Origin of the sequence: Candidatus Kuenenia sp. (assembly GCF_039794105.1) — a bacterium.
Classification (GTDB): Bacteria; Planctomycetota; Brocadiia; order Brocadiales; family Brocadiaceae; genus Kuenenia.
Genome location: NZ_JBDIWA010000001.1, coordinates 305662 through 326810 on the forward strand (window position 1 = coordinate 305662; position 21149 = coordinate 326810).

A 21149-nucleotide genomic window follows, 5' to 3' on the forward strand; every position below is an offset into this window, starting at 1 on the left:
GCCAGCGGGGGGACATTCTCCTCCTTTGGAGGAGGTAAGGGGGAGGTTTTGGTGCTGGCGTGTCAAAAGGGTTAAAAACTAAAGTGTTACCCACAATCTGCAATTTGCCGACTGTACATCATTCCCCATTAATAAAGGTGGCAAGGGGATTGTTTATCTCAACTTATTGAGAAGTTACATTCCATACGGTTATATTTCAATGTAAAACAGACGGCTGAATCGGTCATTTTTGTTTGTTGAGGCAGTATGTATGGATTATATTCCAAATACAGAATCCGATAAAAAAAAGATGCTTGAAGATATTGGCATATCCTCTCTTGAGGCGCTTCTTGGTGAAATCCCCGAAGCATTAAGAAACTTTTCCCTGTCACTCCCACCCGGTTTAGCAGAACCGGAGGTGCTGCATGCCATAAAAAAATTAAGCAAAAAGAATAAAACAACGGATGATTATTCTTCGTTTTTAGGCGCAGGCGCCTATGACCATTTTATTCCTTCTGTTGTTAACCATCTGGCGTCACGCAGTGAATTTTATACCTGCTACACGCCTTACCAACCGGAAGTCAGCCAGGGCACGCTTCAGGTAATGTATGAATTCCAGACCCTCATGTGCGAATTGACCGCAATGGACGTAGCAAACGCATCTATGTATGATGGCTCTACCGCATTGGCGGAGGCGGCATTGCTTTCTATACGGCATAAGGAAAAAAATAAAATTGTTTGTTCCCGTGCAATTCATCCTGAATATCGTCAGGTAATGAAAACCTATTTAAAAGGTTTTAATACAGAAATTGTTGAAATAGATTGTCCTGAAGGAACGACCGATATGCAGCAATTAGAGGCGTCGCTGTCAGATAATACAGCCGCCGTTTTAGTGCAAAGCCCGAATTTTTTTGGCTGCGTTGAAGATATGCAGGAGATTTCTGCTATAGCGCATAAACACGACGCACTTTTTGTTGCATGCGTAAATCCCATATCTTTAGGCATTCTTATGCCTCCCGGAGAATATAATGCCGATATTACCGTAGGAGAGGGACAGGTTTTGGGGAACTATTTAAATTACGGGGGGCCTTACCTGGGATTTTTTACCGTAAAAAATGAGCTGCTGAGAAAAGCGCCGGGGAGGATAGCCGGAGAGACTATTGATAAGGCAGGGAGACGGTGTTTTGTGCTGACGTTGCAGCCAAGAGAACAACATATCCGGCGGGAAAAGGCGACCTCTAACATTTGTACAAATCAGGCGTTGCTTGCACTCAGGGCATGTATTTACCTTTGTGCGCTGGGGAAAAAGGGGATCGCAGAAATTGGTAATTTGAATATTCAGAAAAGCCATTATGCATTTGAACGACTCTGTAATCTAAATATTTTTGAACCTGTTTTTCACAACCCTTTTTTTAATGAATTTGTTTTAAAAGCGAAGAACGACTTCCGCATTGCTTCAATTATCAGGCGTATGCAGGAAAAAGGCATTCATTGTGGAATAGATATTTCTCAATACTATCCGGAAATGACGAATTGTATCCTTTTGTGTGTAACAGAGACAAAAACGAAAGAATCTATTGATCACTTGGTGAATGAATTCACAAAATGCATCTGATGTAAGCCCCCGCAGTCCTCAGTCCTCAATCTGCCGACTGCCTACTGTAGATTGCCGACTGCAGAAGGTACTATTCATGCCTCGGAAATTATTTTGCCTTCTCTTTGACCGTATAAATGATTCCCAGGGCAAAATGCGCCTTCGAGTCTTGCGGGTTGATTTCCAAAGCTTTTTTAAGCAGTTGAATTGCCTCATCAAACTGATTCTTTTTTGAATAAGCAACCCCCAGATTATAGTATGCGTCAGGGTATTTAGGATTCAGTTCTATTACCCGTTTAAATGCGGCAATAGATTCATCTGTGGCATTAATCGCCGCGTAAGCGACTCCCAAATTATAAAACCCCATATCAAACCTTGTATTTAGTTTTACGGCGTCTGTAAAAGCCTTTATCGCTTCATTGTATTGTATTTTCTCATAATAATAAATTCCAAGGTTATAGAGCGCTTCTGAATACTTTGGCGATATGGCAATGGCCTTTTTTATGGTTTCAATCGCCTTGTCCGTCTGCTTCTGTTTGTAATAAATTACACTAAGATTATTATACGCCTTCACAAAATTCGCATCTGTTTCGATTGTTTTAATATATGCACCAATAGCTTCTTCGGTCATGCCCTTTTCATCATAAAGCACTCCAAGGTTATAATGCGCCTCAACAAATTCCGGATTTGCTGCAATTGCCTGTTTAAAGGCATTGATGGAAGCATCTGTAGGGTCTTCCTGTTCCTTGTTCTGGCAATAACTGATTGTTGTTAAAGCAAAAACAAAAATAATTGTCATAATTGTAATAATAGTTGTTTTCATGGCTTGTTCCTTTCTGTCTGTCTGTATAATTTAATCGATTGGCACACGGTTTTCCCTTATAGGGTTGCATAGTTTTATTTCATGAGTTTCACCGACGCCTATAGATATTGGCAGTTGAATGATACGCATGTCTGATGCAGTAAGGAGTTTTTCCTTCTTACATGCAGAAAAAGAGAAAGAGACGAAATCACCCTTGTCAATAGGTTCATACATAGGGGGGGCGCTTTCTGTTGTAGCGGCCAGAATGCCGGAAATGCCTGGCAGAGTGTATTTGCTGTCAATATCTCCCTTATATGATTCCTTTAAAAATAGTGTTCCTTCTTTCATAGCGGGCGAAAGGGCAACGCTGTATTTTGACGTAAACTTCGAGGATATCGGATTGGATAATGTCATTTTTAGTTGATCAAGGGATGGTATTGCTAATGGGACGCTATCCGTTTGTGCAGAAACTTGTTCTGGTACTTCGCCTTTTAACGCAAGCGAGACTGGTTCTTTCCTGAATGTTTTCATGATTTTATTTACGAATAAATCCCCCACCAATAGTTCCTCAATGGACGCATCCTTTTTTTCCACTTTTAAAAAATGATAGTTTATACAGACTAGCGAGACGGCAAATCCAATTATCAGCAGTGAGGTAATAATCTTAGATATTAGCGGGAAGAACTTCATGACGAGATGGAACAATACGCAAAAGAGAAAAGCGGAAACACCCATTTCTAAAAGGCCGGCTTGCGGCTTGCCGGTGTAGCTGAAATAAAGCATGACTAAGGATATTACCAGAAAAAAAATGCAGAAATTTGCAACCATCCGATGCCATGATTTTGTACGGGTATGAAGAGCAGGGTATTTTGATGGTTCTAACAATTGGTTATTTTTTCCGGTCATTTGTTTTTCGTCCTAAAATAAATTTTAGCTCTCGCATTTCGCGCTTCATATTGTTGTATATTTTGGATTTGTTTTGAATTTTATGCTTTGTTATTCGAATTTGTTTCGCATTTCGTACCTTGGAATTTCGTATTTTCTATTTTTTGCTTGTTTGGTTCCGGTTGCATGCGTCTCTACATTAAATCTGTCATCTCCCCAGGGGTCGGAACGTCATTTTCATTCCCCGTTGTGACTCCGTGTTTAAGCATTGTTTTATCATTTCAGAACAGATAGATAATACAATCTGTTTCTCATTTAAACAACTACTAAACGATAAGGGTTTGTAATTAAATAGCATTTACACTATTCCTTCAAATGCTATCTATAGACCCAAAAGGGTATATCCAAATGGAGCTATCCTTTTTGGGGTATTTACTTGTTGAAATAAGTCTATAGAATGCAGGTTGTCTACGGTTATTTATTTTTTTCCGCCTTCTGCCTTACACACTACTTTTAGGCGTATCCGCAGGGATGTACTCTTTTTAGGGTATTTGCATAACTTCAAAATTGTATAAATTAACCGTATGAAGTGCAAAACATTAGAAAAGCGGAAAAGTAAGCGTAGTTATTTGTCATGGCTGGTAAAAGTCCGTGATTATTCAAGGACATTGCTTCATGAGGTGGAAATTATAGATGTGAGCCGTGAGGGAATGAAAATCAGGACTAGAGCAGAAGCGCCACAACAGGGTTTTGCTATTGTTGTTCGTATTCCGGTTGTGGACTCACATGAAGAAAGCATGCCTGTCCTGACAATGGTTAAATGGATTCAAAAATAAAATGACGGCATATATCTTCTCGGGCGAAAGTATATGAAGTAGCAAGGCCGATGTATGGAATTATTTACAAGATTAATTATAGGTTTTTATACCAGGGAAAGGGCTAGATAATTATGGGAAAGAAAACGCTTCTTATACAACTTAAATCTACTGTGGCGATGGTAATTTTGGTTTTATTTGCATGTGGAGGTGTGGTATATGCCGGATATGAAAGCGGCGGGAATGGATTTGTTCAATCGGATATTGCAAAATGTTTGTATTTTCTCATTGTGGGGACGGCAATTGTCATTGTGCGCCGGCTAAGAAAGAAAAAGAGCCACATCGGGAACAAGGCGCTTTTTTAAAAGCGGGGATAATTTTTTGATAACAATTTAGTCTTTTGAGAAATTCCAATAATATCGATGTCTGCCGCATAGTATAGGGGCGAAGCATTTGCCAGTTTGGGCATGAACGTATTTATGCCAATTTATAGCAAATGCTTCGCCCTTACTTTTGCAAAAAACTAAATTATTACGGAAATTGTTATTTAGACATTTCAATCTTTTTGTAGAGACGCATTGCATGCGTCTCTCTGTTGTGTCAATATTTTTATTACTTGCAGCACAGTTTCCAGGCGCATGCAATGCGTCTCTACATTAGCATCAGCATCAACAACAGAATAAAGTCGCTGGGCACATTATTTGAGAACCGATACTGCCATGAAGATACTTATCGTTAATTATTCAGAAGATGACGTGCGCTTTCTGGAACGTATGCTGGAAAAGCACGGCGGAGAAGTCACCTCTGCTAAAAATGGATTGGCGGCGTTTGAGACGTTGCAAAATAACCGGTTTGATTTAATAATTTGTGATATTCTTATGCCGCGGATGGATGGTTTTCAATTCTGCCGGAAATGTAAAGCAAATAAATATTTGAGAAATATCCCTTTTATCTTTTACACTACGGTATTTACCGGGAGAAAGGCCAGGGAATATGCCATGAGTTTAGGGGCGGATAGATTATTAATGAAACCGATGCCTGCTGATATTTTTGTTGATGCAGTAATGAGCACATTAAACGGGTATAAAAAATATCTTCCACACCCTATCAGTGCATTTTCCGGAAAAGATGAAACGGAATTTTGCCGGAATTATAACGAATATTTAATAAGGAAACTTGAAAGGCAGTTGTTAGATTCTGAGGAAGAAAACATCAGACTAGGGGAAAATGAGTTAAAATTTGCAAATTTGGCGTCTGTGATAAATGATGGAATTGTTGTATTAAATGAAAACTGGCATGTTACGCATTGGAATCCTGCTGCCGAAAAAATATTTGGATATTCGGAAAAAGAAATGAAAGGGGAAAATATCCTCAACGTTATCGGCGGTGCAGAACACACAGAACAAGAGATGCGCTTTTTTAACAACATTAAAGCGGGGCGCATAATTAATGAAACAATTGAGATTACAGGCATTAAAAAAAACAAGAGTGAATTCCCTCTGGAGGCTTCATTTTCAACACTACAAATAGGGGGACAAATACATATCATTGCTATTTTTCGCGATATTAGTGAACGGAGAAAAAAAGACGATGAGAAAAGAAAAAAACAGGCCATTCTGCAATTAATTAACGAAGTGTTTGATACTACGCATGATTTGTTGACCGTTGACAGTACTATGAGATTATATCTTAAGAAAATGTGCAGATATTTAGGATGGCCTGTAGGTCATATTTGTAAGGTAATATATACGGTAAATGGTGCAATAAGGCTGGAATCTACAAGGCTATGGTATTTTGAAAACACCAAAGAGTTTAGTCTGTTGAGAAAGATAGGTGAGAATACTATTTTAAAACCAGGAGAAGATTTGCCGGGGAAGGTTTTTAGTAACAGGGAAATGGAATGGATTCCGGATGTTACCAAAGATAGTAATTGTATCAGAGCGCAACACGCCATTGTAAAAAGTGCTGATATTGGGGTACGGGGCGCATTTGCGTTTCCCATAAAAGAAGGCGATAAGATACTGTATATATTTGAGTTTTTCTCACGAAGAGAAGAAAAACCACAGGCAATGTTTTTTGAAGTAGTGGACAATCTTGCCCTACAGCTCGGGCGTTTGATTGAGCGGAAAAGAGCGGACGAAAGGATTCGCAAATTGTCCCGGGTAGTAGAACAAAGTCGTGCATCAATTATTATTACCGACAAGGAGGGGATTATTGAGTACGTTAACCCAAAGTTTGCCGAACTAACAGGATATACCAGAGAGGAAATTATTGGGCGAACCCCGCGGATGTTAAAATCGGGGAAAACATCATATGAAATATACAGGAATTTATGGAACACCATTATTTCGGGTAAGGAATGGCAAGGCGAGCTGTTGAATAAAAAGAAGACGGGAGAGTTGTACTGGGAACACTTGCATATTTCCCCCATAAGAAATCACAAGAGTCATGTGACTCATTATCTTGCGATTAAAGAAGATATTACAGAACACAAGAAATTCGAGACCCAACTTTTGAACATGGCAACCCGGGATCCCCTGACAAATCTCTTTAATCGCAGGCGCTTTCAGGAGGAATTGCAATATTGGATTGCCCAGACCTTACGGTATGGGGCAACCGGGGCGCTCTTGTTTCTGGATCTGGATAATTTTAAATACGTAAACGATACTCTCGGGCACCAGGCGGGAGACGAACTTCTGATTCGCCTGGCAGAAATGCTTCGTTCCCGTTTACGTGATACCGATATTTTTGCCCGATTTGGCGGAGATGAATTCGCCATACTATTGCCTTATACTGACAGGGAGAAAGCCGGATTAATTGCAGGCGAAATTCTTGAATTGACCAGAGAACATACCTTTGAACATTCTAAAGTGACGTTTAGCATTGGCATTGTGATATTCCCCGAACATGGACGTGATGCCGAAACATTGCTTGTTAATGCTGATTTAGCAATGTATCGCGCAAAAGAGAGCGGGCGTAACCGGTTTTGCGTGTTTTCCCAGGAACAAAAAACACATATTGAAGCCCAAATAAACTGGGAAAAGAGAATCAGGAATGCATTGGACAATGACCGTTTTGTATTACATTTACAACCCGTGATTGATCTGTCAAATAAAAATATTATCGGATATGAGGCATTACTACGCATGCTTGGAGAGAAAGATGAATTAATATTCCCCGCAGAATTTCTTGGCATTGCAGAACGTTTTGGGCTTATCCGGGAGATCGACCGCTGGGTCGTTCGCAGCGCTATTCGCCTTGCTGCGGAGAGGCAATTTTTTGACAGAGGTATATTCCTTGATATTAATCTTTCCAGCAAGGCATTTGCCGATACCGAATTGTTAGGGATCATAAGGCATCAGTTTAATACCAGTGGCACTAACCCGGGAAGTATTGTTTTCGAGATGACCGAAACAGCTATGATGGAAAATATGATTGCAGCGCAGGACTTTCTTGCAGCGCTTAAGCATATGGATTGTCGCTTTTCTCTTGATGATTTTGGCAGCGGATTTTCTTCTTTTAATTATCTCAGGCATTTAACGGTTGATTATTTAAAGATTGATGGCAGCTTTATTAATGACTTGCCAAACAATCCGGTGGAGCAGCACATGGTAAAGGCAATGGTAGAGATGGCGCATGGTTTAAAAAAAAGAACTGTTGCGGAATTTGCAGACTCCGGGGATACACTGCAATTGCTGCGTAAATTAGGGGTAAATTACGCACAGGGAAATTACATCGGTAAACCACGGTCAGTTAGTGAAGTATTTAATTAGCGCCACAATCCACAGTCCACAATCTGCAATCTGCCGATTGCCGATTGCCGACTGTTGATTGCAGATTGCAGGGGGCATTTGCCTGTTTTCTCAAAAGATAAAATCATTACAACAACTTCTCTGCAATCTGAATTGCGTTGAGGGCGGCGCCCTTGCGGATATTATCACTTACAATCCACATATCGATGCCATTGTCAATGGATATGTCTTCGCGAATACGCCCCACAAAGACTTCGTCCCTTCCTGCCGCTTCTGAGGCTAATGGATAGAGCTGATTGGCGGGGTCGTCGATTACCTTAACCCCAGGCGCTGTGGAAAGGAGTTTTTTCACCTCCGCTGCCGTTATTTTTTTCACCGTTTCTATATTTACCGACTCGCTATGGCCGCGAATAACCGGCACCCGCACCGTTGTCGCAGTTATCCGAATCGAATGGTCTCCCATGATCTTTTTGGTCTCATTCACCATCTTCATTTCTTCCGAAGTATATCCATTGGGTAAAAACGCTTTACTCTGGGGAATTTGAGGGAGCACGTTAAATGCTATTTGATGAGGAAATAATTTTCTCTGAAAACCCTCTTTGCCCTCTAAAATACTCTTTGCTTCCTTTTCAAGCTCATCAACCGCCTTCAGACCCGCGCCTGATACCGCCTGATAGGTAGAGACCACCACTCTTTTGATTTTTACGGCGTCATGGATAGGTTTTAACGCAACCACCATTTGAATTGTTGAACAATTGGGATTCGCAATTACCCCATGATGTTTCGGAATATCGTATGGGTTTACTTCCGGCACTACCAGAGGAACGTCGTCATCCATTCGAAACGCGCTGGAATTATCCACACAGACAGCGCCGCTTTCAATGGCATAAGGCGCATATTCCCTGCTGATATCCGCGCCGGCGCTGAAAAGGGCAATCTTAATGCCTTTAAATGAATTTTTTGTTAATTCCTGCACGATGTAATCTTTTCCGCAAAACCGCATCTTCTTTCCCGCCGAGCGCCCTGACGCCAACAATCTCAGTTCATTCAACGGAAATTTCCTGCTTTCCAGAATGCTTAAAAATTCCTCGCCAACCGCGCCGGTAGCCCCGACTATTGCAATGTTAACAGACATCTTTGCTTCTAACTCCTTTCCCGATTCCCGCAAACGTTCATTTCCCGTTTGGTAAAATGTAAAACACGCTCCCTATTTGTAATTACCCAATATCTTGTAAAAAATAAAGAATTCCTTCCCAGATTCCCCCTTAATAAAGAGGGATTGAGGGGGGTTGTTACCACAAGATATTGGGTAATTACCATTATTTTATTCTTATAAGAATGTCATCGCAAATGCCTTTTTCTTGTCTCATCGGTGCTATTTGCGATAAATACCTTTGTGCGTCCGTGTAATATCCAGCCGTTGGCTTCAGGCCCGGCAGCAATTGAAGCCAATACTGATTTTCTAAAACCATAAACAACTCCCTGATGTATTTGCTGAATATCGAAGCGAGGGCAGCCGCAAGGCTTACGGTTTCCCCTTTCTCCGCAAAAGATATTTTTATACTCCGTTTTTTTCCGCTTATTACATACGAAGAAACTTCACTGCTCTCCACCAAAATCTTTATCTCTTTTCCCGGAAAATATTTCTGCAGTAAATGCGAATACGTATTTCGCCCGCCTTGTTTATCGATGAGTAATTCTACATTGCCATTGCTTTCTTTCAGCAACTTTGCCACATGTTTGATACTATTATTGAATAAAACAGTAGATTTGTTCCCGCATGACCGCACTTGTTCATTGAACTCGCGAACGGCAACAACACAGCTTGCCGCATGAGAAAATCTGATACCGTGCTTTCCAAGGCTGTGTTGCAGCAAATCAATATAATTTACAAAAACAGCCTCGCTTGTGGCGAAAGGCAATGCATAATCTTTTTGAGTGTACCATGGATAACCATCTATTACTTCCCTGTCGAAACATGCTAAGGAATTCAATAAATGATAAAAAGAGGCAATTTTAACCCCCTTTAACCCCAAAAAGGACAGAACCGCATCTTCCAACGGTTTAATGCCGTTTCGTGTACTATACAGTTTTTTGCTGTCACATACCGCCAGCCGTTGTTTTCTGCCGTGAAGTCCATCAGAAATAGCATCTTTTAACAAATCCCATAATGAACAATTAGCTTTGTCATCAGGTACGTCAAATGCCACAACACTGATTACCAGGGGGCCAAGCACTGGTCCGTACCCCGCTTCATCAATACCGGCAATTATTGTCATTTTAAAAAACCCTCAATTTTTGGAGTATTATATCGCTTCACAAACGAAAGTCAAAAAGGAAACAAATACTCTCAGTTGTTTTCCAGGTAACTTCTCAGTAAGTTGAGGTTTTTATGATATTCTACCTTAGCTCTTTTTTTAGTTTTTCAATGGCTGTTCGCATAGCTTTGCCGGCCAATTCAATCTCATCTTCGTAAGCGGCGCTTTCATTTGCCTCAATAGTCCAAAGAACGTTGCCATTCTTTGTATCAATGCACTCGGCTACGAAAGAAACCGTACCCCGCTCATAGATTACGGAGCTTGATAGTTTAAATTCTAGAATTTTTCCGATGACCACTGAGTCCACGCCTAGCAGTTTTCCCAAACGGTCATAATCTCTGCGCTCTACAAGCTCTTTTTCATTGACCTTTGATTTGTTGATGATTTTGGCAATGTCTGTACGGGAGAGAACCTCGTATATGCCCAACCCTGATAGTTCCCGTGACATTACAGAGGCAAGCATCTCGCCTGCATTTGCAGTGCTGATCGTTTTTACCAATGTGCCTGTTACTCCCTCTTTTGGCAGTAATTGGTCGTTAAAATGCATAACGGCAATGGTGTTTATACTGCGGGAAGCATCATTGCTATCGACAATAATATTTGTTTTAGAAATTGTTTTACAGCCAAAACACAGAAGACAAATGATAAAGGCAATAATTACGGTCAATTTGTTCACAAAACCTCCTCGTATGAATCGATTTGATTGAAAAATGAAAAGCGCTTTTGCCGGTAGTAAAATATACAATGTTTACAATAAACACGGCAATATATATTTAAAAGTATAGGGATTTCAATATTTTTAGTTAACCAATGAACAAACCCACCCCTGCCCCTCCCAAGAGGGGACTTGTCTAATTCCCCTCTTGGGAGGGGATTAAGGGGTGGGTAGAAATGAATGCCGTTGGGTTTTTGTCTTTTTAAAACCCAACCTAATGTAGACTGCCAGAGGCCTCTATGCTTTATTCGTAATGGTTTACAATTAGTAACAGTTCACGATACATTCGATGGTTCATGTTGCAGGCCCGCCGGGATTTTCGGGGAATAAAGCCGGCCTACTAAAGCATCTCCTAAGAGTTGATGGGTGTTCCATTTCATCCTTGCTATGGTTTAGAGGAAGGGGCGGAACCATTCCCTTTATTATATTGACAACCTCCGGTTTATTTATAGAATTAATTTTCGTCGGCAGTGCAATAGTATTTTGGGAAATGAGTATAATTTATAGAGAAAATAGGAGAGTGATATATAATGAAGCAAAAAAATAATGTATTAATGTATATTGTTTTTGGTATTACTTTTTTAATTGGCATTATATTCTTTGCCGTTCCATCGATGATGAAAAAACCTGGTTTTACCAAAGAAATTCCTGATAGCGCATTGGGGTTTATAAAACGGGATGATTTTCACAGGGAAAAGTATTCTCCCAGCCATGACCTTACTTTGCAGGACCTGAAAAAAGGATTTGACAAAAGGATATACATCGGCTTATCGGGAGTAATCATATTGCTTGGCGTTTCTGTGTATACCACTTATCGGATTAAAAAGAAAAATAAAAGGCGGTGATTATTATACTTTTCCGTGGTTTTCCTATCATGGTCAATGGTTAGTATGAGAACATAATAAATTTCAAATATGGTTCATTTACATAAATTCCATCAACAGGAAAATCAAGTCCCTGCGATGAAACATTAATGACTTTAAATAACTTCTTCGTATGGGGCTTAATTTTTGGCAATGACTGAAATAGCCTCGATAGAGTCATTTTGGCAATATTTGTTGAAAATACAAGGATTCCGTTTTCTCTAAGGATGTTGAGTCCCAAACCAACCAGTTCAGGAAAGTCTTTTTCCACAGTAAATGTCCTCAACTTGCTTGTAGAGAAGCTGGGCGGATCCAGAATTATCACATCAAATTCTCTTCCCTTTTTTTGGAATATTTTAAAATATTCCCACACGTCTCCGGCAATAAAATCATGGTTATTGACGTCAATTTGATTCAATACGTAATTATTTTTGCTCCACGCTATTGCCTTTCCGGATAAATCTATATTTGTTGTCTTTGATGCACCTCCTGCACATGCATAAACGGAAAATGACGATGTATAACAAAAACAGTTCAAAACCTCTTTGCCGCAAGCAAAAGATTGCACCTTTTTCCTGTTATCCCGCTGGTCTAAATATAGCCCCGTTCCGCCTCCATCATTAAAAGAAGTGTAAAACTGTATTCCATTTTCAATGACAACATAATCATCTGGAATTTCTTTCCCTGATATTAAGCGGGTGACAACGTCTCTTCCCTTTAATCTTTCCTTTTCTATGATACATTCGGGAGATATTAGTTTTTGTACCGCTTCATAGATTTCCTTCTTTTGGCGGTCTTCGTGTGTTTTAAAATATTGCACAAGGGCAGTGTTGCCATAGATATCAATCGTTGCCTCCGGCAGATTGTCGCCATAAGAATTTACTAAACGATACACATTGGTATGAGCGTTGTTTATGTAACCTTTTCTGAAAGACAATGCCTTTTCGATTGTTTTATATATGTGTGTTATTGTCATTTTGTAAAAGAAATATTGAAAAAGTAAAAATGCCCGTTCCCAAGCCCTGCAGACTGGGTCAAATGGGCAATTTTACCCTATTTCTCGATATGCATTCCCCACTTTAATGGAAAAATAGTAATAAATAGGGTATAAAACAGGCAAGATGTGAGGTGTTATCCCCACTTTTGAGAAAACAAAGTTCCTTTGACCCAGTCTGTCCGGCTTGGGAACGTAATTGCATTGGAAGCGCTCGCTTCCATTTAGCAAGTAAGCGAAGCTTCGTGTATCAGGTCGGGTCGAGTGCGTTTTCCTTGTAAATAGCATCTCCTCAATAAAGGGAATATTTGAAGTCATGATGTCCGCTTTCTGTCCCTTTGTCAAAATGAATTATTCTTTTAGATGTGGTATTGCTCTAACACCGCTCTTCAGCAGGCGCGGTTTTTTGCGATCCGCTGCAAGAGCATGGTTAGGAGCTGGAACCTGCCGATGCAACGGTCTCAATTTCAGATAGCTCGTCTTTCATCCTTTGTTGCGCATACCACAAATCATATGCTTGCTGCATGCGCAACCAAAGCCCAGGACCGTTGCCGGCAAACTTTCCGATCCTAAGCGCCATCTCTGTTGTGATGGGATGAGTGCAGGATAGGACACGGTGCAACTGTTGTCTGGAAATACCTAATTTCCGTGCGGCTTCGCTTACAGAAATTCCAAGCGCTGGAAGCACATCTTCACGCAGAATTTCACCGGGATGAATCGGTGGGCGATTTAAAGGACGTTTAGTGTAATATTCGGCCATGATTTACCTCAATGATATTGTTCGAAATCGACCCGCAGCACTTCACCATCTTTCCACTCAAAGGTGATACACCATGGGCCGTTAACATGGATACTGTAACGTTTCGGTACTCTATGAAGGCCGTGGAAATTGAATCCCGGCACATTCAGATCGTTTAAAACCTCCGCTTGATCCAAAGCTTCCAGGCGTCGCAAGCAACGTGACTGTAAATCCTGCCGGACTCGGCGAGTTCGTCCGGCTTCAAACAGCTCAGCAAGACCCTTGTGTTTAAAGCTTTTGATCATGTCCAATATAGTAACAGCTTCTGTTACAGTGTCAACTATTTTGTTACAACTTATATTCGGATTTTGGGTAAAATTTTCTGTGGATGGCTAAACCTAACGCCATGCTAATCGGCGTGTTTTTAAAGCCCGTTTGAGCTATTTGTTAAGCCTTTATGCGTAATTATTGCGATAAGGCTGGACATGTAAATCAGACTTATTTTGGCGAGATTGCCAAAGGTCATATGCGTTTTGAAGGCGAAGCCAATGGTCTGCAGATGGTTTTTTAAATGCCAACTCTAAACGTAGCGCCATCTCTGGTGTTATTGCACCTCGACCATTTAATACTTTTGAAAGTGTTTTACGACTGACATTTAAATGTTCAGACGCATCAGTAATAGTGAGTTCTAAAGGATTGATTACCAACTCTTTTAGAATCTCACCCGGATGTGCAGGATTGTGCATGCTCATTAGTGATAATCCTCATAATTGACTATTTCTGCATCTCGACCCATGAATCGAAATGGTACTCTCCAATTGCCACTTACAGAAACTGACCAAATGTTTTTACGACTGCCTTTTAGCTCGTGTAGGCGTAAGCCAGGTAAATCCATATCATTTGGGCTTTCTGCCTGATCAAGGCTGGTGAGTATTAACCTTAATCGCTTAGCATGTTTAGGTTGAATGCCAGACGATTTACCAGTTTTGTAGAAACGTTCTAATCCCTTATGTATAAAACTGGTTATCATGCGGTTAATTGTAACCCATAAGGTTACGTTGTCAAGGGGTTTTTTTGGGGCTTAACGACAAGTTAAGCAGCGTGGCCGGAGAAGCACCTTTGTTTGAAAAACCATCGTTTCTACCCAGCAAATCTGAACCTGTTACGGGGACGGCACGGGCCACGTCTGTCTTGAACGCCGTGTTATACCGCGTTTTTATTGCGAAAAACGTGAATTACTGTTTACAATTTTATCGTATTGCCACCGCAAATAAATTATAGCTAAGATTTTGGGCTAGCGACCAAATTAAACTTATTTAGCAACCAATTGAGTAAAACTCTTTGGTCATTAATTGTTGCACGACGTGCTTGGGAGAGCAAATGAATTTGGTCGGGTTTTGGTAGTGCTGTATTTTGTAAACCTTCATTACAGTTAGTACAAATAGCACGAAGATTTTGCGGTGTATCGTCGCCACCTTTTGATTTATCCAAAATATGGCCAATTGTTAAACGAACAGTGCGAGGGCCGCCTAGAGGATCTGGATCACCTGCTGCAACGCCGCACATTTGGCAAGTAAAACCATTGCGTTCTAAAACCTGAGCACGCGTTTCTTTTGAGATGCCACGTTTAAAAGCAGGGACACGAGCAATTGTTTCAAGAAGATATTGGCCTGGCTTTAAATCAGAACGGTCTTTGTGAGATAGAATTTGATATCCTTCTTCATCACGTAGCTCGCGAACCCGACGTGCCCATTCAACAGCGCCGCCACTCGCACGCTGTATTTGCTTTGAATCTAAAACTTTACCAATATTTGCTAAAAAGTAATTTAGAATTAATTCTTTAGATCCGGAAGGCTTTTTGGCAGCCATGGCTTATGCGTTCCTTTGAAAAAGTGGAATATTTTGGATTTAATTCAATAAGAATAGCACTCCGATCTAATTCTTGAGCAACTACTCCTGTGGTTCCAGATCCACCAAATGGGTCTAATATAGAATCGCCGACTTGGCTACCAAGAAGTACGCAACGGCGTACTAATTCACGTGGAAAGGTTGCTGGATGGCCATTACTACTGCTGTCAGGGCCAAGAAGCCAGTAGTTTCTCAAATTAGCACCAGACGCTTCTCTCACGGCGGCTGCATTGTAATAATAAGTTGGCGATTTTGACATTAGAAAAATATCTTCGGTTGCATTTGTTGGCCTGTTTTTTACGCTTTCCGGCATGGCTGTTTTTTTAACCCAAGTTATTCTTGACCTAAATATCCAACCATCTTCTTGTAATGCAAAGGCGACACGCCAAGGGATACCCATTAAATCTCTATCTTTCAAGCCCCAACAATCTGGAACTTTGCAATTTCGTTTTTGAATAAGCTTTTTTGTATTACCAACTACTGCGTTTGGGCCGCAACTACCAGTTCCACCATTTCGTGCATAACCATCGCCGATGTTTAACCAAAGAGTACCATCTTTGCGTAAAACACGCCAAACTTCACTAAAAACCTCAACAAGGCTTTTTACATATTGAACCGGTGACGGCTCCGCACCAATTTGGGAGGAATGATTATAATCGCGAAGACCCCAATATGGTGGAGAAGTGACGCAACACTGAACTGATTCTGCGGGGAGAGTAGGAAGGATTTTGCGGCAATCCCCTGTAAATATTTGTAAATCATTTATCTTAAAATCTGGTATCATTTCTCTCTCATTTTTTTTCATGGTATAGTTTGGCATCGGCGTTTGGGTTTTAATGTATCAAATATACCGTTTGCCATTGTCTTTATTGCGGTATAACGTTCCCGGTAACCGGCGTGCGCCCGTAAACCTGTCCGTTGCACGGAGTGTCCGCGCGCGTCTGCGTTGACCGGGGGGTTAGGTGTCATCTTCCAGTTGCGTCCCATGGCTCACTCCGCGCTCGTCCACCACTGGATTAGCCCGGAAATCGCACCAACGAAGGCAAATATGCCAACAAGCGAGAGAAATCCGATACGGTCGAATTTCTCGGCGTCAAAAATTGCGACCAAGCCTGCTATGAGAGCGCCAAAGAACGCGCCCCCGATGGCACCGATACCACTACCCAGTGCGACTCGAAGCAGGCGTACTTTGCTTCCGCCCCGCATCTGATGACACCCAAACGCCGCCAGCACGCGCGGCTTTGTAGTGGAGGCGAAGCCGCAACGAAAAAGCCGTCGCCGTGCCTGGCCTTGTTAAGCGCGCTGCTACAGACCACTTTCTATAGCTCGCTTGATTATTGGAGCCACGGTAGCGGGCGTAATGCTACGCTCCTTGCAATAATTTGTTTGCAGCCAAACCGAAAGCTGTTTCTGGCCTTTGCTTGCGTTGCAACCGCAGCAACAAAGGGCAATATTTTCCCTCGTTATGATGCTGGCATCATTGATGATGTGCTCCCAGCTTGCCGCAGACTTCCTTGAGACTTTCACGGAAGTAAACTCATTGCCGCAATAGACACACGCTTTATCTCTTTCACGGACTTCCCTTTCTAGCCAGTCGGGAATATTCCAATTATTCGCCATCGCGTGGATCTACCTCTTGCCGCTTAACCATTGATTATCACAATCATTTGCCCTGATAACTTGGGAAAAGTACTATTATCAGGTAAAATTATTGTGTAGTATTTTAAAAATTAGCTTATAATTTTATTTTTTGATCATTATAGGATAGGAGAAAAAGATGTCAATCAAAAAGGGGAAAAGGTTGCTCGATGAAGTGAAAGATATAATGAGGCTTAAGCATACATACATACATACATACATACATACATACATACAGAACGATCATACTGTGATTGGATCAAACGATATATTCAATACCACCGAATGACCAGTCGAGAGGATTTAAAGGACGGTGAAGAAAAAATAGAACAATTCTTGACCCACCTTGCAGTGAAATCTGGCGTTGCCCCTTCTACCCAGAACCAGGCTATGAACGCACTTGTATTTTTGTACAAGAAAGTTTTAAACATATCATTAAAAGAAGAGATTAACGCTATACGTGCTCAGAAGAAGACGAATATTCCAGTAGTCATGATTCGTGAAGAGGTTCGCCAAACAATAAATTATATTGAAGGCGCTCCTCAACTTATTGTCAAATTGTTGTACGGCAGTGGGATTCGCATTATGGAGGCAGTAAGACTTCGAATTAAGGATATCGATTACCAGATGAAGCAATTAACGGTACGTTCAGGAAAGGGTGCTAATGACCGCGTGACGACTTTTCCTGGTTCCATGGTTCCCACTATTAGAAAATCATTTAGCAAAAGTAAAAATTTTACACCAGCAGGATTTAGCGCAAGGATACGGCGAAGTATATTTACCTTATGCGCTCGAACGTAAATATCGAAATGCAAATAAAGAATGGGGATGGCAATATCTTTTTCCTTCGCGGGAACTATCGACAGATCCAAGAAGCGGCAAAGTTCGTCGACATCATGTTGATCCTATTAAAAGATTGCACCAATCATAAGTTTGCTAAAGGTGTTAAATCAAGAGGCTGGCAGCTTGTCCAGAATACAGCACGTCTCTGTACAATGGTGGGGAATTAGGGACAGACAATATTTATTCTTACGTCCTGCACAAAAATAGGGCATGTTCCCTTTGATAGATTACGCTGAATAGTTTTACTCTATTTACCCAAGCGGGATTCAATTGCGCGTAAGATGGGTTCTATTTCGTGCGATAATGACTGAAAACCGAAAGAAGTGGTAATTGAATAGGCTTCTTCAGCAAGAGGTAGCGCTTCATCTGCCCGTCCCAGATTTTGCGCAAGGATCTCTGCCTGATTCGCCAATGAAATTGCAAGCCCGCTCTTTATCCCAAGATCTCTGCAAATAGCTTCCTGTTCCTTTAATAGTCCAATCGCCTCATCCGGATTCCCCAGATCCTTCACAACGAGCGCCTGGTTTCCAAGGCAGGCTGAAAGTTCGCTCTTGTTTCCAAGTTTTCTGCATAGACGCTCTTCTTCTTTATGGAGGGCGAACGCCTCATGCAAATGACCCTTGCTATACAATATACTTGCCTGGTTGCCCAAAGATCGTTGCAATCCTTCCATATTGTTCAGTTTCCTGCAAATGCGCTCTTCTTCTTTATGCAATTCCATTGCTTTATCAGGATCGCCTTTTTCCGCAAGAATGATCGCCTGATTACCGAGCGCGTAGGATAATCCGTCCTCATTTTCCAGTTCCCTGCACAAACGTTCCTGTTCTGCATATAAAGACATCGCTTCATCTGAATTTCCTAATGAATAATGAATATTTGCCTGATTGCCCAGATTGTATGATAGTCCGTGTTTGTTTAGTGTCTTTTTAAATAGTGCGAATTGTTCTTTATATAATTCCAGTGCCTCTGCCAGATTACCGCGTATCGAAAGAATATTTGCCCTGTTCCCGATGTTATAGGATAGCCCATGTTCGTTGCGCATGTTTCTGCATAGAGATTCCTCTTCTATAAGCAAGGCGAATGCGCCATCAAGGTCTCCAAGGGTTGTAAGAATAAGCGACTGATTTCCAAGGCAGACTGAGAGTTCCTTGCTATTTCCCAACGTGCGGCAAAGATGCTCCTGTTCTTTCAGAAAGGCCATCGCCTCTTCCGGGTTTCCGGAACCTTTTTTTATGCGGGCTTTGTTGCCTAAACACACGGATAATCCTGTCATATCACCTATGCTGCGGCTGATAGATTCCGCTTCCGTAAGCAGTTCTGCGGCAAGGGCGGCTTCGTGCCGGATAGACAGTATTTCCGCCTGTTTGTTAAGATTATACGACAGCCGGTAATTATCCTTCAGTTTACGGCAGAGTTGTTCTTCCTGCCTGAAGAGATATATGGAGTTCTCCAAATCTTCATTGGCAAGGGCAATGACTGCCTGACGTGATAAGGAGCGCATTAATCCGTAATTATTTCCAACGCTCCGGTAAATGTGTTCTTCATCCTTGTGTAATTGCATGGATTCTTCCATGCCGCCCCTTTCGTATAGGATATCTGCAAGTATGCCGACGGCTATGGGCAAATTTTCGTAGTCATTGTTTTGTTCATAATAACAGACAAGATGTTCAAACATCTTCAACGCCTCTGTAAGGAGGTTTTTCTCCTTTAAAAAAAAGGAAAGGTTTTTAATGCGGTCAATATAATTCTCCGGCGACTCTAAAATGGTGCAATATGCGTATGGAATGCGCATTTGAGAGTTTTCTTCCGTTTGCGACCAATAATACGTTGCCGCATAAGCGCTTGTTTCATACAAGGCATTGAAAAAGGATATATCAGAGAGAAGTCCAAATAACTGATTCCATGACCTTGCCTGAGTCAATTGCCACGGAAATTCTTCAATTGCTCGCTGACTCAAATAGTTTTTCCCGAAATAATCGGCAAGACGTAAATGAAACCGCTTTTTCTCATTTTCTTCTGATAGATACCTGCTTTTTACCGCATCATGAAAGGCATTGTGTTTATAAAGAAGGAGATTTGAATGTTGTATCAGGATATGTTTCATATTTGATAGCAAGGTTTGTAATGGCATATTTGGCGGTGACGGTGTTTCCCCACGGAGCAGTTCGTTTATTTCATTTTCCATGAGTCCATTCCCTGCGCTTGACAACAATGACGTCATATTACGGAAAAATAACGAATCCGCGCCGTTCAGTGTATCATCACGTTCGCATCGTACAATAACCCTGAGAATGAGTTCCTCAACATTTTGTGCGGAGAGATACCGGCTTATTTTTTGTCCGTCAGCCAAGGGGGCGTCGTCAATACATAATTCCCCCATGAGTATATCAAGGTAGAGCGGGTTGGATGTTTGGACGGCATGGGCGATTGTATTTATATGGTTTTCGCTTAATGCTGTTGAATGGGTATTTTGGAGATATGCGTGGATAAATTGTTTTCGCTCAACAATTTCTAAAGGTGCTACTTCAAGAACAGGCCAATTACGTTTTGCAACAGCATCGAATACGGTTCCCGGCGATACGGACAAAATAAACCTTATGTTCGCAGGCGCTTCAATTGGAAGCCATGATAAGACTCGTTCGGGGTCTCTTCCATCCAATCGTTCGATACCATCCAGCATAATAACCGCTTTGCCTTTTGCAGCGGACATGAAAAGGGCATTGACAAATGCAACGTTAAGGTCGTTCTGATTAGTGGGAATATCCGGAGGAAGGTTAAATCCATAGGTTAATTCATGGATAATGCGAAGCTGCATGGAGGCTAAACTGCTTGTGCAGGGTGAAATGCCAATGAAATGTATTATGGGTTTGTTGGCAGGATTCAAGGAGATATAGCGTTTCCTCCAATTTGCAAGAAGCGCCGATTTTCCCATCCCCGGTTTGCCGGTTACAATGAGCGGGGGAGTATCCCCATGTATGTGTTCATCCAGTCGGTCAAAATATCTTTGCCTGCCCACAAACAGTTCCGTTCTGCTTGAGGAAAAGGCATCATGTACCATTGATTCCCTTTCCAATTGTTTTTCTAACCGGATTTTTAAAGTGGATTGACTTCCCACTCCATTTCCATTCGTTGGAAAACGACCATCCATTGGCAGATTGTCCTTTCAAAATAGCGGGTATAAAAAGGTACATGGCGATTATTACGTTAATAGTATATGAATTTTTATAAGTATTGCCATGCATGAAATAAAGTAGGGGCGAAGCATTTGCCCGTTTGGGTATTAACACATTTATGACAATTTATA

Annotated in this window: 22 protein-coding genes; 7 read left to right on the forward strand and 15 right to left on the reverse strand. The window is 41.4% G+C overall.

The window, feature by feature from the left end; all coding sequences use genetic code 11:
* Window positions 1–250: 250 nt before the first annotated feature.
* Window positions 251–1594 carry an aminomethyl-transferring glycine dehydrogenase subunit GcvPA gene (gcvPA, locus tag ABJL82_RS01290; RefSeq protein ID WP_347272870.1) on the forward strand — a complete coding sequence of 448 codons (1344 nt, stop codon included), beginning with the start codon at window positions 251–253 and terminating at the stop codon, window positions 1592–1594.
* An 88-nt stretch (window positions 1595–1682) separates the two neighbouring features.
* Here the strand turns inward: gcvPA and ABJL82_RS01295 are convergent, their stop codons facing one another.
* Window positions 1683–2396: a tetratricopeptide repeat protein gene (locus ABJL82_RS01295; protein ID WP_347272871.1), complete on the reverse strand. Its 714-nt coding sequence runs from the start codon at window positions 2394–2396 to the stop codon at window positions 1683–1685.
* Between the two features lie 30 nt (window positions 2397–2426).
* The gene (locus tag ABJL82_RS01300; RefSeq protein WP_347272872.1) at window positions 2427–3281 is read right to left on the reverse strand and encodes a hypothetical protein; all 855 of its coding nucleotides are present in this window, start codon (window positions 3279–3281) and stop codon (window positions 2427–2429) included.
* A gap of 563 nt (window positions 3282–3844) precedes the next feature.
* Here ABJL82_RS01300 and ABJL82_RS01305 point away from each other — a divergent pair.
* The 3 genes from ABJL82_RS01305 to ABJL82_RS01315 all read left to right on the forward strand — a co-directional run bounded on the left by ABJL82_RS01305 (window position 3845) and on the right by ABJL82_RS01315 (window position 7848).
* Window positions 3845–4096 (forward strand): PilZ domain-containing protein, encoded by a 252-nt coding sequence (locus tag ABJL82_RS01305; protein ID WP_347272874.1) that lies wholly within the window; start codon window positions 3845–3847, stop codon window positions 4094–4096.
* A gap of 113 nt (window positions 4097–4209) precedes the next feature.
* Window positions 4210–4440: a hypothetical protein gene (locus tag ABJL82_RS01310; protein ID WP_347272875.1), complete on the forward strand. Its 231-nt coding sequence runs from the start codon at window positions 4210–4212 to the stop codon at window positions 4438–4440.
* 354 nt (window positions 4441–4794) lie between these two features.
* Complete coding sequence (locus ABJL82_RS01315; protein WP_347272876.1) at window positions 4795–7848, forward strand: EAL domain-containing protein; 3054 nt, start codon at window positions 4795–4797, stop codon at window positions 7846–7848.
* 106 nt (window positions 7849–7954) lie between these two features.
* On the opposite strand, the gene ABJL82_RS01320 is transcribed toward ABJL82_RS01315, so the two are convergent.
* From ABJL82_RS01320 to ABJL82_RS01330, 3 genes are all read right to left on the reverse strand, one after another.
* Window positions 7955–8962, reverse strand: a complete 1008-nt coding sequence (locus tag ABJL82_RS01320) for an aspartate-semialdehyde dehydrogenase (protein WP_347272877.1) — start codon at window positions 8960–8962, stop codon at window positions 7955–7957.
* A 184-nt stretch (window positions 8963–9146) separates the two neighbouring features.
* The gene (locus ABJL82_RS01325; RefSeq protein WP_347272878.1) at window positions 9147–10106 is read right to left on the reverse strand and encodes a hypothetical protein; all 960 of its coding nucleotides are present in this window, start codon (window positions 10104–10106) and stop codon (window positions 9147–9149) included.
* Between the two features lie 121 nt (window positions 10107–10227).
* Window positions 10228–10821, reverse strand: coding sequence for a GNA1162 family protein (locus tag ABJL82_RS01330; RefSeq protein ID WP_347272879.1), 594 nt, complete (start codon window positions 10819–10821; stop codon window positions 10228–10230).
* Between the two features lie 569 nt (window positions 10822–11390).
* Between ABJL82_RS01330 and ABJL82_RS01335 the strand changes: the two genes are divergently transcribed.
* Window positions 11391–11705: a hypothetical protein gene (locus tag ABJL82_RS01335; RefSeq protein ID WP_347272880.1), complete on the forward strand. Its 315-nt coding sequence runs from the start codon at window positions 11391–11393 to the stop codon at window positions 11703–11705.
* 40 nt (window positions 11706–11745) lie between these two features.
* Here the strand turns inward: ABJL82_RS01335 and ABJL82_RS01340 are convergent, their stop codons facing one another.
* From ABJL82_RS01340 to ABJL82_RS01380, 9 genes are all read right to left on the reverse strand, one after another.
* Complete coding sequence (locus ABJL82_RS01340) at window positions 11746–12699, reverse strand: class I SAM-dependent rRNA methyltransferase (protein ID WP_347272881.1); 954 nt, start codon at window positions 12697–12699, stop codon at window positions 11746–11748.
* A gap of 448 nt (window positions 12700–13147) precedes the next feature.
* Window positions 13148–13477 carry a HigA family addiction module antitoxin gene (locus ABJL82_RS01345; protein WP_347272882.1) on the reverse strand — a complete coding sequence of 110 codons (330 nt, stop codon included), beginning with the start codon at window positions 13475–13477 and terminating at the stop codon, window positions 13148–13150.
* An 8-nt stretch (window positions 13478–13485) separates the two neighbouring features.
* Window positions 13486–13761, reverse strand: coding sequence for a type II toxin-antitoxin system RelE/ParE family toxin (locus ABJL82_RS01350; protein WP_347272931.1), 276 nt, complete (start codon window positions 13759–13761; stop codon window positions 13486–13488).
* A 150-nt stretch (window positions 13762–13911) separates the two neighbouring features.
* Window positions 13912–14208: a HigA family addiction module antitoxin gene (locus ABJL82_RS01355; RefSeq protein ID WP_347272883.1), complete on the reverse strand. Its 297-nt coding sequence runs from the start codon at window positions 14206–14208 to the stop codon at window positions 13912–13914.
* On the reverse strand, window positions 14208–14486 hold the full coding sequence (locus tag ABJL82_RS01360) for a type II toxin-antitoxin system RelE/ParE family toxin (RefSeq protein ID WP_347272884.1): 279 nt from the start codon (window positions 14484–14486) through the stop codon (window positions 14208–14210). The genes ABJL82_RS01355 and ABJL82_RS01360 overlap by 1 nt, the downstream gene beginning before the upstream one ends.
* 251 nt (window positions 14487–14737) lie before the next feature.
* Window positions 14738–15325, reverse strand: coding sequence for an HNH endonuclease signature motif containing protein (locus ABJL82_RS01365; protein WP_347272885.1), 588 nt, complete (start codon window positions 15323–15325; stop codon window positions 14738–14740).
* Entirely contained in the window at window positions 15297–16169 is an 873-nt protein-coding gene (locus tag ABJL82_RS01370) for a site-specific DNA-methyltransferase (RefSeq protein ID WP_347272886.1), read from the reverse strand. The genes ABJL82_RS01365 and ABJL82_RS01370 overlap by 29 nt, the downstream gene beginning before the upstream one ends.
* A complete protein-coding gene (locus ABJL82_RS01375; protein ID WP_347272887.1) occupies window positions 16166–16351 on the reverse strand; it encodes a hypothetical protein in 186 nt (61 codons plus the stop codon). Before ABJL82_RS01375 ends, ABJL82_RS01370 begins: the two co-directional genes overlap by 4 nt.
* 318 nt (window positions 16352–16669) lie before the next feature.
* A complete protein-coding gene (locus ABJL82_RS01380) occupies window positions 16670–16984 on the reverse strand; it encodes an HNH endonuclease (RefSeq protein ID WP_347272888.1) in 315 nt (104 codons plus the stop codon).
* A gap of 157 nt (window positions 16985–17141) precedes the next feature.
* Here ABJL82_RS01380 and ABJL82_RS01385 point away from each other — a divergent pair, with 157 nt between their 5' ends.
* Together ABJL82_RS01385 and ABJL82_RS01390 are read left to right on the forward strand one after the other, a co-directional pair.
* Complete coding sequence (locus tag ABJL82_RS01385; protein ID WP_347272889.1) at window positions 17142–17291, forward strand: hypothetical protein; 150 nt, start codon at window positions 17142–17144, stop codon at window positions 17289–17291.
* The gene (locus tag ABJL82_RS01390) at window positions 17288–17803 is read left to right on the forward strand and encodes a phage integrase N-terminal SAM-like domain-containing protein (protein ID WP_347272890.1); all 516 of its coding nucleotides are present in this window, start codon (window positions 17288–17290) and stop codon (window positions 17801–17803) included. The genes ABJL82_RS01385 and ABJL82_RS01390 overlap by 4 nt, the downstream gene beginning before the upstream one ends.
* A 289-nt stretch (window positions 17804–18092) precedes the next feature.
* On the opposite strand, the gene ABJL82_RS01395 is transcribed toward ABJL82_RS01390, so the two are convergent.
* Complete coding sequence (locus tag ABJL82_RS01395; protein ID WP_347272891.1) at window positions 18093–20993, reverse strand: tetratricopeptide repeat protein; 2901 nt, start codon at window positions 20991–20993, stop codon at window positions 18093–18095.
* Between the last annotated feature and the right edge of the window lie 156 nt (window positions 20994–21149).

Bases quoted from the DNA above. Each gene is read 5' to 3' on its own strand.
- gcvPA (WP_347272870.1), top strand. From the start codon at position 251: ATGGATTATATTCCAAATACAGAATCCGATAAAAAAAAGATGCTTGAA.
- ABJL82_RS01295 (WP_347272871.1), bottom strand. From the start codon at position 2,396: ATGAAAACAACTATTATTACAATTATGACAATTATTTTTGTTTTTGCT.
- ABJL82_RS01300 (WP_347272872.1), bottom strand. From the start codon at position 3,281: ATGACCGGAAAAAATAACCAATTGTTAGAACCATCAAAATACCCTGCT.
- ABJL82_RS01305 (WP_347272874.1), top strand. From the start codon at position 3,845: ATGAAGTGCAAAACATTAGAAAAGCGGAAAAGTAAGCGTAGTTATTTG.
- ABJL82_RS01310 (WP_347272875.1), top strand. From the start codon at position 4,210: ATGGGAAAGAAAACGCTTCTTATACAACTTAAATCTACTGTGGCGATG.
- ABJL82_RS01315 (WP_347272876.1), top strand. From the start codon at position 4,795: ATGAAGATACTTATCGTTAATTATTCAGAAGATGACGTGCGCTTTCTG.
- ABJL82_RS01320 (WP_347272877.1), bottom strand. From the start codon at position 8,962: ATGTCTGTTAACATTGCAATAGTCGGGGCTACCGGCGCGGTTGGCGAG.
- ABJL82_RS01325 (WP_347272878.1), bottom strand. From the start codon at position 10,106: ATGACAATAATTGCCGGTATTGATGAAGCGGGGTACGGACCAGTGCTT.
- ABJL82_RS01335 (WP_347272880.1), top strand. From the start codon at position 11,391: ATGAAGCAAAAAAATAATGTATTAATGTATATTGTTTTTGGTATTACT.
- ABJL82_RS01340 (WP_347272881.1), bottom strand. From the start codon at position 12,699: ATGACAATAACACACATATATAAAACAATCGAAAAGGCATTGTCTTTC.
- ABJL82_RS01345 (WP_347272882.1), bottom strand. From the start codon at position 13,477: ATGGCCGAATATTACACTAAACGTCCTTTAAATCGCCCACCGATTCAT.
- ABJL82_RS01350 (WP_347272931.1), bottom strand. From the start codon at position 13,761: ATGATCAAAAGCTTTAAACACAAGGGTCTTGCTGAGCTGTTTGAAGCC.
- ABJL82_RS01355 (WP_347272883.1), bottom strand. From the start codon at position 14,208: ATGAGCATGCACAATCCTGCACATCCGGGTGAGATTCTAAAAGAGTTG.
- ABJL82_RS01360 (WP_347272884.1), bottom strand. From the start codon at position 14,486: ATGATAACCAGTTTTATACATAAGGGATTAGAACGTTTCTACAAAACT.
- ABJL82_RS01365 (WP_347272885.1), bottom strand. From the start codon at position 15,325: ATGGCTGCCAAAAAGCCTTCCGGATCTAAAGAATTAATTCTAAATTAC.
- ABJL82_RS01370 (WP_347272886.1), bottom strand. From the start codon at position 16,169: ATGAAAAAAAATGAGAGAGAAATGATACCAGATTTTAAGATAAATGAT.
- ABJL82_RS01375 (WP_347272887.1), bottom strand. From the start codon at position 16,351: ATGGGACGCAACTGGAAGATGACACCTAACCCCCCGGTCAACGCAGAC.
- ABJL82_RS01380 (WP_347272888.1), bottom strand. From the start codon at position 16,984: ATGGCGAATAATTGGAATATTCCCGACTGGCTAGAAAGGGAAGTCCGT.
- ABJL82_RS01385 (WP_347272889.1), top strand. From the start codon at position 17,142: ATGTCAATCAAAAAGGGGAAAAGGTTGCTCGATGAAGTGAAAGATATA.
- ABJL82_RS01390 (WP_347272890.1), top strand. From the start codon at position 17,288: ATGACCAGTCGAGAGGATTTAAAGGACGGTGAAGAAAAAATAGAACAA.
- ABJL82_RS01395 (WP_347272891.1), bottom strand. From the start codon at position 20,993: ATGGATGGTCGTTTTCCAACGAATGGAAATGGAGTGGGAAGTCAATCC.